The 11,849-nt window shown below is 66.5% G+C and carries 13 protein-coding genes; 1 reads left to right on the top strand and 12 read right to left on the bottom strand.

What is annotated here, in order from left to right; genetic code table 11:
* Positions 1 to 20 precede the first annotated feature (20 nt).
* A complete protein-coding gene (gene dinB, locus HMPREF1316_RS06875; protein ID WP_021726235.1) occupies positions 21 to 1,301 on the top strand; it encodes a DNA polymerase IV in 1,281 nt (426 codons plus the stop codon).
* Positions 1,302 to 1,325: 24 nt separating this feature from the next.
* Here dinB and rsfS read toward each other — a convergent pair whose 3' ends face one another.
* From rsfS to HMPREF1316_RS06810, 12 genes are all read right to left on the bottom strand, one after another.
* On the bottom strand, positions 1,326 to 1,733 hold the full coding sequence (gene rsfS, locus HMPREF1316_RS06870; protein WP_021726101.1) for a ribosome silencing factor: 408 nt from the start codon (positions 1,731 to 1,733) through the stop codon (positions 1,326 to 1,328).
* A gap of 12 nt (positions 1,734 to 1,745) precedes the next feature.
* Positions 1,746 to 2,378 (bottom strand): bis(5'-nucleosyl)-tetraphosphatase (symmetrical) YqeK, encoded by a 633-nt coding sequence (gene yqeK / locus HMPREF1316_RS06865; RefSeq protein ID WP_021726233.1) that lies wholly within the window; start codon positions 2,376 to 2,378, stop codon positions 1,746 to 1,748.
* Positions 2,378 to 3,097 carry a nicotinate-nucleotide adenylyltransferase gene (nadD, locus tag HMPREF1316_RS06860; protein ID WP_021726256.1) on the bottom strand — a complete coding sequence of 240 codons (720 nt, stop codon included), beginning with the start codon at positions 3,095 to 3,097 and terminating at the stop codon, positions 2,378 to 2,380. The genes yqeK and nadD overlap by 1 nt, the downstream gene beginning before the upstream one ends.
* Before the next feature lie 8 nt (positions 3,098 to 3,105).
* On the bottom strand, positions 3,106 to 4,233 hold the full coding sequence (proB, locus tag HMPREF1316_RS06855; RefSeq protein ID WP_021726011.1) for a glutamate 5-kinase: 1,128 nt from the start codon (positions 4,231 to 4,233) through the stop codon (positions 3,106 to 3,108).
* Entirely contained in the window at positions 4,230 to 5,651 is a 1,422-nt protein-coding gene (obgE, locus tag HMPREF1316_RS06850; RefSeq protein WP_021726243.1) for a GTPase ObgE, read from the bottom strand. Before obgE ends, proB begins: the two co-directional genes overlap by 4 nt.
* A gap of 11 nt (positions 5,652 to 5,662) precedes the next feature.
* Positions 5,663 to 6,409 carry an energy-coupling factor transporter transmembrane component T family protein gene (locus HMPREF1316_RS06845; protein WP_021726191.1) on the bottom strand — a complete coding sequence of 249 codons (747 nt, stop codon included), beginning with the start codon at positions 6,407 to 6,409 and terminating at the stop codon, positions 5,663 to 5,665.
* Positions 6,410 to 8,176 (bottom strand): ABC transporter ATP-binding protein, encoded by a 1,767-nt coding sequence (locus tag HMPREF1316_RS06840; RefSeq protein WP_021726133.1) that lies wholly within the window; start codon positions 8,174 to 8,176, stop codon positions 6,410 to 6,412.
* A 54-nt stretch (positions 8,177 to 8,230) separates the two neighbouring features.
* On the bottom strand, positions 8,231 to 8,791 hold the full coding sequence (locus HMPREF1316_RS06835) for a hypothetical protein (protein ID WP_021726023.1): 561 nt from the start codon (positions 8,789 to 8,791) through the stop codon (positions 8,231 to 8,233).
* A 228-nt stretch (positions 8,792 to 9,019) separates the two neighbouring features.
* Positions 9,020 to 9,271, bottom strand: a complete 252-nt coding sequence (gene rpmA, locus HMPREF1316_RS06830) for a 50S ribosomal protein L27 (RefSeq protein ID WP_021726043.1) — start codon at positions 9,269 to 9,271, stop codon at positions 9,020 to 9,022.
* A 35-nt stretch (positions 9,272 to 9,306) separates the two neighbouring features.
* Entirely contained in the window at positions 9,307 to 9,645 is a 339-nt protein-coding gene (gene rplU, locus HMPREF1316_RS06825; protein ID WP_021726253.1) for a 50S ribosomal protein L21, read from the bottom strand.
* A 106-nt stretch (positions 9,646 to 9,751) separates the two neighbouring features.
* A complete protein-coding gene (locus HMPREF1316_RS13235; RefSeq protein WP_021726181.1) occupies positions 9,752 to 10,594 on the bottom strand; it encodes a hypothetical protein in 843 nt (280 codons plus the stop codon).
* A gap of 10 nt (positions 10,595 to 10,604) precedes the next feature.
* Positions 10,605 to 11,846, bottom strand: a complete 1,242-nt coding sequence (locus tag HMPREF1316_RS06810; RefSeq protein WP_021726132.1) for an FtsW/RodA/SpoVE family cell cycle protein — start codon at positions 11,844 to 11,846, stop codon at positions 10,605 to 10,607.
* Between the last annotated feature and the right edge of the window lie 3 nt (positions 11,847 to 11,849).

The following is an 11,849-nucleotide window of genomic DNA, read 5'->3' as shown; positions in this document are numbered from 1 at the left end:
TCCTTGGGTAGACTGGGGGCATGGGCAGCTCCACGCACACCACGACACCACGCGCCTCCTGGTCGGGACCGGCCATCGGCCTGCTCGACCTGGATGCCTTCTTCGCCTCCGTCGAGCAGCTCGACCATCCCGCATGGCGCGGCAAGCCCGTCATCGTGGGTGGGGACGCCGGGAGCAGGGGGGTGGTCTCCACGGCATCCTATGAGGCGAGGCCGTATGGGGTGCACTCGGCCATGCCCTCGGCACAGGCGCGCAGGCTCTGCCCCGACGCCATCTGGACATGCGGCCACTTCGACCGCTATCGGGCCGTGTCGCACCGCGTGATGGCTCTCATCGAGCGGGAGACTCCCCTCATCGAGCAGGTCTCCATCGACGAGGCCTTCTTCGACGTCTCCCCGGGGCGCTATGCCAACGAGAGCCCCATCGCCATCTGCCAGAGGATACAGGCCTCCGTGGCCAAGCTGGGAGTCACCTGCTCCATCGGGCTGGGTGCCAACAAGACCGTGGCAAAGGTCGCCTCCGAGCGCGAAAAGCCGCGTGGCTTGTGCGTGATCCCCCCATCGATGACGGCTGAGTTCTTGGCGCCACTCCCCATCCGTGCCATGAGCGGCATAGGCCCGCGCACCGCAGGGCGGCTGAGGGGAATGGGCATCGATACGCTGGGACAGCTCGCCGCGGCGGACGTGGAGGCCATGAGGCGGACCTTCGGCAGCATGGGACCCAAGCTCGTGCTCCGCGCCTCGGGCAGGGAGACGAGCACCGTCCCGCCAGTCACCCACCACGAGGACGCAAAGTCCGTCTCCAACGAGCGGACGTTCGCCCATGACCTTGAGGGACGGGACGCCGTGGAGGCGGCCATAGACCATGTGGGCTCACTCGTAGGGCGCAGGCTGCGGGCACAGGGCATCGTGGGATCGGTGGTCACGCTCAAGCTCAAGACCGACTATGCCCATGGCCACACGGCCCAGCAGCGTCTCGTGGAACCCACCGACGACGAACACGAGTTCTGTGCCGTGGCACGCAGGTTGCTCGACCGCGTATGGGCTGAGGGGGAGCCCGTGCGGCTCGTGGGCGTGGGGATGAGCAGGCTGTCCGCCCCCACGCAGACCCAGCTCTCGCTCTTTGGGGAGCGGGATGCCCCTGAGGCAGAAAGCCGCAGGCTACGGGAGCAGCGCCGCAGCCTGAGCGCCGTCGAGGACGAGATTCGCGCCCGCTTTGGCAGGGACTCCCTCAGCATGGGACGTGACCTGCGCCTCAAGAGCTCGAGCACGCTCCCCTCCTCCATGCGGGGCAAGGGCTAGGCCCAACGCGCCCCCTCGGCACCCTCAGCGCTCCCCCACGGCGTCATCCAGGCTCCCGACAGGCGCTGCCGTCGCCCCCTTGAGATCGAGCGGAATCCGTGGCGCCTCTCCCCACAGTCGCTCGAGTCTGAAGTGGTCGCGCGCCTCAGGCTTGAAGACGTGTGCCACCAGCGGGCCGTAATCCATGACGACCCAGGTGCCGCCCTCGCGCCCCTCCGTCGAGATGGGCTTGATGCCACAGATGGCAGCCACGCTCTCGCGGATGCCCTCGAGGACGGAATCCATCTGGGGGCCGTTGGCCACCGTACAGATGAGGAAGTAGTCGCATACATCCGAGATCCCGGTGAGGTCGATGAGCACGATGTCGGTCGCCTTCCTGCCGTCGGCCGCCGCGGCGGCAACCCGAGCGATGGCGAGGGGTGTCTGGGCCATGGTGATGCCTCCCTAGTGGGTCCTTGCGGCTTCGCGCCGGGTGAGGACCAGGTGATTGTAGATGTCCAGCGTCTTGGGGTAGAGGTAGCGTCGCGTGCGGATGACGTACTCGACGCCCGAGCAGAAGCAGGAGGCATAGGCCTCGGCGAGCGGGGCGCCGGCGCGCACGAGGGCCCGAACCTGGTCGATGCCCTCGCTCGAGGGCCTCAGGGGCTCGATGGCGTCGGCCACGAAGACGATCATGTCAAGGGGCCGCATGTCAGTCGAGCCTAGGGTGTGGAGGGCGATGGCCCGCAGCACCGCATCGGAGAGCCCGGGAACCTCCTCACGCAGGTGCCCCGCCGCCGTGATGCCATGCAGGAGGGGGCACACCAGCTCGAGGTCGACACCCATATCGACGCCCTGCCGACGGGCGAGCGCAAGCTGCTCGTCGTTGGAGAGCACCTTGTCCCAGTCATGCAACGTCCCTGCCACACGTGCCTCGAAGGGATCCTGCGCGTAGCGCAGGGCCATGTCCTCGGCCGTGCGCGCGACCGAGAGCGAGTGCTCGTAGCGCCGCGGCTCGGCCCTCTGCATGTGATCACGCAGGGCCTGTTCGATGCGCCCCAGGAAGCGCCGCTGCTCAACCGTATAGGAGACAGGCATCACTCACCGTCCCTCTGTCCATAGCTCGTGCTCCGCGCACCGTACAGCCTATGCTTGTGGATGTACCCCGTCACGGCATCCGGGGTGAGGTACCGGAGGCTCTGCTGGGCCTTCACGCGCTGCCTGAGATGGCTCGAGGAGATGGCAAGTGCGGGCACCTCGAGATAGATGACCGTGAAGTCATAGGGCGAGCTGTCTATGATCCGCTGTGCGCGCGCGAGGTCGTACCCCGGGCGCGTCACCGCAACGAGCGAGGCGAGGCGGGCCATCTTGTCGGCGTTGCGCCACGAGACGATCTCTGCGACCGCGTCGGCGCCCGTGATGAAGTAGAGCTCCACGTTGTCGGGATACATGGCATGCAGCAGTTCGAGCGTGTCTGCCGTGTAGGTGACGCCCTCGCGGTCGATCTCGAAGCGGGAGACCAGGAAGTGTGGGTTGTCTGACGTCGCCAGCAGGGTCATGGCATAGCGGTCGGATCCCAGGCTCACCTGCTTGTCCCGCTTGAAGGCGGGGATGCCCGCCGGCATGAACACGACGACATCGAGGCCGAGCTCGTCGAACGCCGTCTCCGCGGCGACGAGGTGGCCGTTGTGGATGGGGTCGAAGGTGCCGCCCATGATGCCAAGACGATAGGTGCGCGTGGGATCCCTCCCAAGAAGAGGCAGGTCAGATGTATCGATGACACCCTGCGTGATCCGTTCGAGAACCTGATCCTCCATGGCACCCCCTAGAACACCAAGAGATTGTCGCGATGGATGGCCGGCTGTGCTGCCTCGCCATCCAGGAAGCGCTCGATGACGCCAAGCTTGAGGCCCCGAAAGCGCCTGAGGTCCCTGGCGTCGTAGGCGGAGATCCCCCGTCCCAACAGCGTGCCGTCCGTGGCAAGGACGTCGATGACGTCGCCGGCCGAGAAACCTCCCGCCACCCGTGCGATGCCCACGGGCAGAACCGATGCCCCCTCGCTGCACACGGCCTCGCGTGCGCCCTCGTCGAGCGTGAGCGAGCCATGCGGGACCTCTGCGGAGGCCAGCCAAAGCTTGCGCGCCCTCTCGTGCTCCCCCATGCACGGGCCCTCGATGCGCGTGCCCACGGCCTCGCCGCGCACGACGGCGGACAGTATGCCCTCCTGCCGGCCGCGGCAGATGACCGTGGGGACGCCGGCCGCCAACGTCAGCCGTGCCGCACGGAGCTTGCTGCGCATGCCACCCGTCCCCATCAGGGAACCCGTGCCACCCGCCATGGACTCGACCCGTGCGTCCACGTGATCGAGCGTGCGGACGATCCGGGCGGAGGGATCTTGGGAGGGGTTCGCGCTGTACAGCCCATCAACATCGGAGAGGATCACGTAGAGATCGGCGTTCACGCTGGCGGAGACGATGGCCCCCAGCATATCGTTGTCACCAAACGTGAATTCGGCCACCGACACCGTATCGTTCTCGTTCACGATGGGAATGGACCCAAGCTCGAGGAGCCGACCCAAGGTGTTGCGAGCGTTGAGGTAGCCCTGGCGATCGGCAAGATCGCGCCGTGTCAGCAGCACCTGGCCGCACCCAAGGCCATGGCGTGCGAGCTCCTGGGCGTAGGCATCAATGAGCAGGGCCTGCCCCGCCGAGGCGCACGCCTGCAGGCTCGGTGTGTCCGTGGGACGCTCCGTGAGCCCCAGGCGACGGAAGCCTGCGGCAACGGCTCCCGAGGAGACGACGATGAGCCGGTAGCCATGATGGGCAAGCCCGCCCACCTGGTCACACAGGCACGCGATGAAGGCGTGGTCGACCTCACCGGTCCCATCCACAAGCGTCGAGGAGCCTATCTTGACGACGATGACGTTGCGCTCGTCGAACACGTCGAAGCTCACCGCCCGTCCGCCTCTCCCGTCCCATCCCCAGGTTGGGGGGCCAGGACGTCCTCGCCGCCCGCCTCGTCCGCTCCCTCCCCCTCGTACTCGAAGGCATGGCCAAGGATGCGCACCTCGTCTCCCGCAACGCACCCCGCCTCGACGAGCCTTGCGTTGAGTCCCGAGCGCTCGAAGCGATGCTGGAGGTAGACGACGGCCTCGTCGTTCTCCCAGTCCGTCTGAACCACCATGCGCTCGATGTCCGTACCGGAGACGCGCCACACGTGGCGCTCCTCGCGCGTGACCACGATCTGCCGGTCGCGATGGCGGCGCTCGCGCTCGGCCGCCACGTCCAGCAGCTCCGCGGAACCATCGGACGCGCTGTCGGCGGCACGCAGATCGTGCACCTCGCGCGCGCAGGCACCCACCAGCTCGTCCATGCCCGCACCCGTCACGGCGGAGACCGTGAAGAAGGGTCGCCCGTCCGCCTCCGCGGCAATCCTCAGGCGCTCGGCCGCATCCTCGACATCCGGCATGTCGCACTTGTTGGCAACCACGATCTGAGGACGCTCCGCGAGCGTCTCGGCATGGGTCGCCAGCTCGCGATTGATGACTCGATAGTCAGCCACGGGATCGCGCCCCTCATAGCCGCCCGTCAGATCGACCACGTGCAGGATGAGGGCGCTGCGCTCGATGTGGCGCAGGAACTCATGTCCAAGCCCCCTCCCCTCGCTCGCCCCCTCGATGAGGCCGGGGACGTCGGCCACCACGAACGAGAGGCCGCTCTTGGCGCGCACCATGCCCAGGTTGGGCACGAGCGTGGTAAAGGGATAGTCGGCGATCTTGGGACGGGCGGCACTCATGCGTGCGATGAGCGAGCTCTTGCCCACCGATGGCATGCCCACCAGTGCCGCATCCGCCAGGAGCTTCATCTCCAGCTCGATCCAGTGCTCGCGTGCCGGCTCACCCTTCTCGGCAAAAGCCGGCGCGCGGCGCACCGAGGTCACAAAGTGGATGTTGCCCCTACCACCAGCGCCGCCCGGTGCCACGCACACGCGCTGTCCCGGCGTGACGAGGTCGGCTATCACGTAGAGGGGTTCCATGGCCGTAGGGTCGAGCTCGCGCACCTGCGTGCCTTGGGGCACCTTGAGCACGAGGTCCTCGCCATCGCGCCCGTGCCGGCGCGCACCCTGGCCATGTGTTGCGCGACCTGCGCGGAAGTGATGCTTGAAGCGATAGTCCACGAGCGACGAGAGCTGAGGGTCACACGCGAGGCAGACGCTGCCGCCCGTGCCACCGTCGCCACCATCGGGGCCGCCCTTGGGCACGAAGGCCTCACGCCTGAACGACATGCAGCCGGCACCACCATCGCCGCCGCGCACGTTGATGCGAGCAAGGTCAGTAAAGCTGCTTGTGGGCACGTCATCCTCCTTTGCCATCCCTCATGGTACTAGAAGAGGACGCCCAGGGTCACGATGGCCACCGCCGCCGATGCCACCAGCACGTCCGGCATCCCAAAGGGATAGCGCCTGCTCGATGACGTGCGCGAGCGAAGGTAGAACCCGCGCTCCTCGGCCGCCAGCGCCGTGTCGTCCGCCTTGGCGACCGACGAGATGAGCAGCGGCGCAATGAGGGGCAGCATGAGGCGCAGTCGCCGGAGGGGGTTGGGCGAGTCGAATGCCACGCCGCGCGCCGTCTGGGCCTCCATGATCTGCCCCATCTGCTCCGAGAAGATGGGGACGAAGCGCAGTGCCGTGGTGATGGTGAAGGCGTAGCGATAGGGCACGTGCAGGACCTCGACGGCCGCGTTGGCCAGATCCGTCAGGCGCGTCACCATGAGCATCATCACGAGCGGGAGGGCGAAGGCGACGAGCCGGAGCGCCACATGCGCGCCCATGTCCAACCCCCTGTCGGTGACCCAGAGGAAGAGCACCGTGCCCTGGCGGACGAGGGCCGTCTGGACGACGAGCATGAGGGTGCCCAAGCCGGCAAAGGCCCCCAGGAGCCTGAGCGTGTCCGAGGCGATGCCTGCATAGCCGCCCACCAACACGAGCAGGACGATGATACCCACGAGCATGGGGTAGCCGCCTGCCAGGAGCGTCGCCACGCAGACGCAGACGGCAAAGGCGACCTTGGTGATGGGATTCGCCCGGTGCAGGAGCGTCGTTCCCTCATGATAGTCAAGAACGGATGTCACCTAGCCCACCAGCCCCTTCGTGATGGAGACGATGTCCGATACCTCCGTGGCCCCCGAAAACGCCGGGGAGACTCGAGCGTCCAGAGCACGGGCGATGCGCATGACCTCGGGGGCGTCCACGAAGGCCTGGCGCATGACGGCGTCATCGGAGAACACGCGTCGCGTGTCCCCGTCGGCCACGATGCGCCCCTGCGCCATCACGACGAGGCGGGAGGCGAAGTCGGAGACGACCTCCATGTCGTGACAGACCATGATGACGGCACAGCCCTGCTCGCGCGCCGCCTCGACGGCATCCATGACGACCATGCATTCGTGATAGTCGAGGCCACTGGTGGGCTCGTCCAGGATGAGGACGCGCGGATTGGTGACGACCACTGAGGCGAGCGCCACGATCTGTCGCTGGCCCCGACCCAGTGAGAAGGGGGCGGCGTCGCCCGGCAGCGAGAAGTGCCCGACCGTATCTTCCGCGCGGCGCAGCGCCTCGTCATGGTCGATGCCCAGAAGGCCCAGTGAGAAGGCGACCTCCTCCACGACCGTGTCCTTGCAGATCTGGCGGTTGGGATCCTGGAAGAGCGTGGAGACATGCTGGGCCAGCTCGCTGGTACGCACCTGGCGCGTGTCAAGCCCACAGATGGTGACCGACCCCTCGTCGGGCTTCAGAAGGCCATTCATGAGCTTGGTCATGGTGGTCTTTCCCGCCCCGTTCTGGCCAATGACGGCAAGGAGCTCCTGGGGACGCACGTCAAAGGTGAGCCCCCGCACCGAGGCCGTGTTGCCGGGATAGGCGAATCCCACCTGCGCAAAGGACAGCACGGGGTCGCATGTCGTGGAGGAGGCGAAAGGTACCACCGACGCGGGCGAGCTCCCCCGCTGCGCCGCGGACGGCGCCGACGCATCCTCCCCCACCACGTGCGCGATGGCGTCTTCGACCTCGGGTGGCGTGAGACACACTTCCCCCTCGGCAAGCAGACCGAGCGATGCGAGCCTGTTGGAGATGCGGGTGGAACGGGGGCTGTCCACACCCACACGCCGCAGCTCGCCGGCGTGCGCAAACACCTCGCGCGGCGTGCCGATGCGCTCCACGCGCCCGTCCGCGAGCACGCAGAGGCGCGAGCAGAACTCCGCGAGCAGGGCGACCTTCTGCTCCACGACAAGGACCGTGATGCCCTCGTCGTTGTTGAGCTCGCGCAGCGTCTCGAACACGGCGCGTGACGACACGGGATCGAGGGCCGCCGTCGGCTCGTCGAGCACGAGGATCTGTGGTCGCAGCGCAAGGATGGCGGCGATGGCCACCTTCTGCTTCTGCCCGCCCGAGAGGGTCGAGATGTCACGATGCAAGAGCTCGGCGATGCCGCAGACATGCAGCGCCCACAAGACGCGCGCGGGGATGTCCCCATGGGGCACACCAAAGTTCTCCAGCCCATAGAGCATCTCGTCCTCGACGTTGGAGGCGACCATCTGGGCATCGATGTCCTGCAGGACCGATCCCAGGACCCGAGAGACGTCCGTCAGTCCCACCGTGCAGGTGTCCCGGCCGTCTACGGTGCAGATGCCCTGGAACGTACCGGAGAAGTGATGCGGCACCGCCCCCGAAAGCACATGGGTAAGCGTCGTCTTGCCAGCACCGGAGGGACCGATGATGCCCAGGAACTCCCCGCGCGCCACCGTGAGGGAGACGTCATCCAGGGCAGCGTGGGCGGCACCCTCATAGCTAAAGGACACCCGGTCGAGCGAGACTATCGTTGCTGCGCGCTCCGTACGAGCCACCGCCTCCCGTCACAGGCCACCGCGGCGCCCGCGCACCGCGGCGACACATGACCCCTATCGCTTTGCCGCCTTCTTGAGAGGCAGGTAGAGCACCTGCACGACGATGGCATTGGCCAAGGCCGTGCCAAAGACGATGGGGAGCTTGAGGGCGATAGTCGCAGGGTCAGCCCCCATGGCGAAGGTGCCCACGACCGCAAAGATGAGGCCGGAGACCGTGGTGGTGAGAAAGGCGCCCACGAACGGCAGCACGGACGCCTTGCCCCTCCTGTCCACGGCGCGCGCGAACGCAAACATCACCAGGATGGCGGGTAGGTCACAGAGATACTCCACGCCCGGGATGGACGTGGTGACCTGGATGACGGTCGCCGCGAGCACGGCAATCACGAGCGCCTGTGGAACGGTTGGGATGAGGATGATGGTCGCGAGACAGTAGGCCGAGATGATGAACTCGGGCTGGATGCCCGTGATGGCCAGCGCCTTGCCTACCGTGAGGTTAAGCACGAACCCCGCCGCCAGCAGGATGGCCACGAGCACCAGGGAGGTCACGTCGAGCTTGCCCGAACGATCCTTGGAGCTGGTGGTGACGGTGCGGGGCTCGCGCTGTTCGTTGTCCATGGGGGCAGTGCCTTTCTCTGAGGGGGCGGATGGCCGCGCGGGCACGGGGTATGGCCGTGGCCATGGCGAGGACAAAAAGGCTCCCGGTCAACCCGGGAGCCGCTGTGGTGCCTATGCATAGGGTAGGTGCACGCCCTCGTCATGACAAGCCCGCAGGCGCAGGCGTACCCATCTTGAAACATAGCCACGGGAGGGGCCTCCGAGGAGACTCATCAGACATGGGAGGGACTAGGCGGTCGTACGCACATGCACGTAGTGCTTCTTGCCCCTCTTGAACTCGACGATGCCATCGGCAAGCGCAAAGAGGGTGTCATCCCTGCCACGACCCACATTCTCCCCAGGGGTGATGTGAGTGCCGCGCTGACGGACTATGATCTGGCCGGCCTTGATGGCCTGACCACCAAAGACCTTGGTGCCCAGACGCTGGGAGTTGGAGTCACGACCGTTGCGGGAAGTGCCCTGGCCTTTCTTGTGAGCCATAGCGGTACCTGCCTATCTCTGTCTCTATGCCTACGTTACTCGGGCTTCTCGGACGAAGCGGCCGCCATGCGGGGCAGCGAGGAGACCTCAAGTCTGGTGAGCTGCTGACGATGACCCTTGGTGCGGTGGTAGCGCTTGCGCTTCTTGAGCTTGAAGACGAGCACCTTCTCGTCCTTGAGGTGCTCAAGCACCTCGCAGGTGACCTTCTTCCTCCCGAGGTCGGCAGTGCCAGCGACCGTCTGCGTGCCGTCGCTCAGCATGAGTACGTCAAGTTTGACCTCGTCGCCAGGTTGCGCATCGAGCCTCTCGACGTCGATGACGTCACCCTTGGCAACCTTATACTGCTTGCCCCCAGTGGTAACGATTGCGTACATGTTCTACCTTTCTTGGTGCCTGTAAGTGCAACAGCCAGTGATGTTACCAGCGCAGAGGCGCCCCGTCAACAACAATCGGCCTTCACATGCTTACCGTGCCCTGCGCTCACACGGCTCGGCGGGCACAACCCCTCGTGGCATGGTGACGCCCATCCACCACGTGGCCGACGATGCATCCAAGCGCCATGCCCGTGACAATGCTGCCCGTATAGCCCACGACACCCCTGAGCGCCCAACCGAGGGGTCCCGTGGGCTGTGGGAGCCTGCGTGCCACCTGCCGATAGACGAGGCCAGCGCCAATGACCCCCACCAGCACCAACGCGTCCCGAACGTCCGATTCCAGCCCATGCGCCGCCAGGACCTCAAAGGCCATGCGCAGCTGATTGGCCGTCATGACCGGCATGTCGGCACCGGGGATGAGCGGCAGGGCACCCACGGCGGCATTCTCACGGGCGCAGCGCGCGATGAAACGGCGCGTCGCCTCGGGACGGCAGAAGGGGAAGCTCGCCGCCAGGGCAAGCTCGCGATGGGCCATGGCGGCAAGGAGCCACGCGGCAAGCGACGGCGCCACCTGGCGCGCATCCGCACAGGGTATGGGCGTCACCTGCGGCGACGCGACGGGTGTCGCCCGCCGCGATGCCGGCAGGAGCACACAGAGCGGGGTCGTGGTCTGCCCCACCTGCGGCAGGGCCCCTGCGGACAGCACGATGCACGCATCCCCTGCCGGCATCAGCGGCGCCGTGCCCAGCGGGCGCACGCCGACATGGGCGCCCGTCCGCTCGGGAACGAGCACGTCCCTCACCGCCGCGGCCAGCCATGCGGGCGTGCGGGGGTCGACGAGCACGCTGATGGTGACATCCTCCCCCGCCCTCGCGAAGACGCGCCTGCCCGTGCCGAGCGCATCAACGACGAGGCCGGGCGCCACGGACTTCCTCCTGCGCTTTGTCACGAGATCACCCCTATGCCGTCTTGGGAATGTGGTGCCATACCGACTGCACCAGCCCCACCGTCATGAGCTGCATGATCATGGACGAGGAGCCGAAGCTGATGAAGGGCAGCGGAATGCCGGTGATGGGCATGATGCCAATGCACATGCCCACGTTCTGCAGGAGCTGGAAGGACCACATCGTCGCGATGCCCACGAGCACGAGCTTGCCAAAGGGAGCCTCGACGCGCTGGGCGAGCGCGATGGTCGAAAAGATGAGCATGCCGAAGAGGCCCAGAAGGACGATGGTTCCGACAAAGCCGAATTCCTCTGCGAGCAGGGCAAAGACGAAATCGGTCTGCGCCTCGGGCAGAAAGCCGCTCCCCGCCTGGGAGGCGTTGCCGATGCCCTTGCCCAGAAAGCCACCGGAACCCACGGCAATCTTGGCCTGTTGGAGGTTGTAGCCATTGCCCGAGGGATCGACGGAGGGGTCGACGAAGACGATGAGTCGATTGAGCTGATACTGCTTCAGCACGTGAGGCAGTCCCGGCGTCACGGAGGTGGCGATGAGGAGCGTCGCAAAGAGCACGATGAGTGCGATCGTCACCAGCACCCAACTGCGCTTGGCACCGGCACAGATGATGATCGCAGCACCCATGACCAGCACGATGAGACCCGTTCCGAGGTCGGGCTGAAGCAGGATGAGCATGAACGGGACGAGCAGCACGCCACAGAGCTTGACGTAGTCGCGCAACGAAGTCATGCGCCCGTTGTACTCGGACGCGAGGGAGGCCATGAGGAGGATCGTGACGATCTTGGCAAACTCGGACGGCTGGAACGTCAGGGGGACGAGCGGCACCTTGACCCAGCCCGTGGCCCCGTTGACGTTATGGCTGAGTCCTGGCACCAGCGGCATGATCATGAGCGCGCAGTCAATGACAAAGAGCACCTTGGACATGTTGACAAGCGCGCGGTAGTCATAGCGCCACAGTCCCAGGGCGAGGATGAGGCCGATGACGATGCCCGCCATCTGGCGCGGGAACGATGCCGCGGGAATGGTGAGGGAGGCCGACCAGATGACCACCGCCCCATATATCGTAAGCGCGAGCGCCGCAAGCAGCTGGGGCCGGTAGAAGTTGGAGCGGCGGGAGGAGCTGGCGGCGGAGACGCGTGGGCTCCTCAGGTTCTTGGAGAGCGCGCCTGAGATGCCCGTGGCGATGCCGTGGACGACGGTGCCTAGGGAATGGCCCAGATTGTTGTCGGATCCCGATGCCATGGG

The sequence above is a fragment of the Olsenella profusa F0195 genome, assembly GCF_000468755.1.
Classification (GTDB): domain Bacteria; phylum Actinomycetota; class Coriobacteriia; order Coriobacteriales; family Atopobiaceae; genus Olsenella_F; species Olsenella_F profusa.
Note: the sequence above shows the minus strand (reverse complement) of the source record. Positions and strands in the feature narration are given on the sequence as shown.

Excerpts from the sequence above, each read along its gene's own strand:
- dinB (WP_021726235.1), top strand. The coding sequence starts at position 21 with ATGGGCAGCTCCACGCACACCACGACACCACGCGCCTCCTGGTCGGGA.
- rsfS (WP_021726101.1), bottom strand. The coding sequence starts at position 1,733 with ATGGCCCAGACACCCCTCGCCATCGCTCGGGTTGCCGCCGCGGCGGCC.
- yqeK (WP_021726233.1), bottom strand. The coding sequence starts at position 2,378 with ATGCCTGTCTCCTATACGGTTGAGCAGCGGCGCTTCCTGGGGCGCATC.
- nadD (WP_021726256.1), bottom strand. The coding sequence starts at position 3,097 with ATGGAGGATCAGGTTCTCGAACGGATCACGCAGGGTGTCATCGATACA.
- obgE (WP_021726243.1), bottom strand. The coding sequence starts at position 5,651 with ATGGCAAAGGAGGATGACGTGCCCACAAGCAGCTTTACTGACCTTGCT.
- HMPREF1316_RS06835 (WP_021726023.1), bottom strand. The coding sequence starts at position 8,791 with ATGGACAACGAACAGCGCGAGCCCCGCACCGTCACCACCAGCTCCAAG.
- rpmA (WP_021726043.1), bottom strand. The coding sequence starts at position 9,271 with ATGGCTCACAAGAAAGGCCAGGGCACTTCCCGCAACGGTCGTGACTCC.
- rplU (WP_021726253.1), bottom strand. The coding sequence starts at position 9,645 with ATGTACGCAATCGTTACCACTGGGGGCAAGCAGTATAAGGTTGCCAAG.
- HMPREF1316_RS06810 (WP_021726132.1), bottom strand. The coding sequence starts at position 11,846 with ATGGCATCGGGATCCGACAACAATCTGGGCCATTCCCTAGGCACCGTC.